Source organism: Orenia metallireducens (assembly GCF_003001995.1).
Classification (GTDB): domain Bacteria; phylum Bacillota; class Halanaerobiia; order Halobacteroidales; family Halobacteroidaceae; genus Orenia; species Orenia metallireducens_B.
In genome coordinates, this window is the sequence record NZ_PVNB01000089.1 from 1 (window position 1) to 1385 (window position 1385).

General features: G+C 29.2%; 2 protein-coding genes. One reads left to right on the forward strand and one right to left on the reverse strand.

From position 1 onward, the window contains the following. Positions 1–522, reverse strand: a 522-nt coding sequence (locus tag BX659_RS18710; RefSeq protein WP_146129063.1) for a hypothetical protein, incomplete at its 3' end; no start/stop codon positions are given. A gap of 387 nt (positions 523–909) precedes the next feature. Here BX659_RS18710 and BX659_RS18715 point away from each other — a divergent pair. Next, on the forward strand, positions 910–1385 hold a 476-nt coding region (locus BX659_RS18715), incomplete at its 3' end, for a sigma-70 family RNA polymerase sigma factor (protein ID WP_106231982.1).

The following is a 1385-nucleotide window of genomic DNA, read 5'->3' on the forward strand; positions in this document are numbered from 1 at the left end:
ATATTCATACCCACCATACTGAGCGGAATATACAGCATAAACTTGTAAATATGTTAATCCTGAAGCTGGTGATTGTGCTGTAACTTCACCTTCATCTCCTTTAATAACACTCTCTAATTCTATTTCAGTAGAAATATCTTCTTGACCTTTTACTACAATATTTTCAGTCTCTCCACTAGCCACCTTTGATTTTAAGTTAAAATCTTTAAAGTTGATTGTATTATAACCTATAGCTTCAATTGAGTAAGTTCCAGCAGGTAAATTCAAATTTACAACTTCTTGATCACTATCAACATTTACACTGTCTACTATATTCCCTTCTTCATCAAGAACAGCTAGGTCAATCCCAGTATTGTCTAAATTTTTTGATATCACTTCAGTATTTGCTAATTTTACGGCAACATTTCCTTCTCCTTCAATGTTTTTAGCCACATCATCACTAGAACTACACCCTGATAGTAGTAAAGTTAAGCCTAAAACAAACAAAACAGAAATCAATCTAACTTTTTCTTTTTTTAACATATAATCCCTCCTATGCATTTCTATTGTTTAAAAACCATTTTAAGTATATAGGATGCTTTTTTAATTGTCAATGGATTTTTGGTAAATAAAGACTATATAGAGATCAAACTGCTCTTTTTGCTAAAATTTGTAATTTAGTTTTAACAAAATAACTCTATTGTCAGATATAGCATTATTAAAGTTTCTAGTATATCTACATATTTGATAAAGCCCCCACTTTGGGTGCTTTTTTATTTGAACCTAATGATTCAGGCAATAAATTATTTGGTTATATTTTGAAAATAAGTATATTATTTAACAAAGACGTTTACAGAAATAGTATAATCCACGTCCTTATTTAGTAGGTAATTTACCAAAAGTAAAGTTCTACAAAAGGAGAGGTTATACTTGATTAAGTTAATAAAGGAAGCTAAAAAAGGTGATAAGGATTCCTTGATGGAGCTTTTAAGTCGATTTAAGCCACTAATTAAAAAGTATAGTAATGAATTAAAGTATGAAGAAGCTGAGACTGATTTGATTATCTCTTTCATTACAATAATTAAGACTCTTAAAGTAAAAGAAATAGATCATGAAGGACAGGCTGTCAATTACATATATGTGTCATTAAGAAATAAAAAAATAGATCTATTCAGAAAACATGTACAAGGGATTCAAGAGGAATGTGAAATAAATTTAGATATAGTAGCAGATAAGAGTATTCCCCAAAAAGAGGATAAAATTTTAATTAGAAAATTACTAACGCTGTTAACTGACTTACAAAGAAAGATCTTAAAAGCAAAGTTTCTTATGGGTTATTCAGAAAATGAGATAGGAAAGAGATTACATATTTCTAGACAAGCTGTTAATCGAGCCAAAAATCGAGC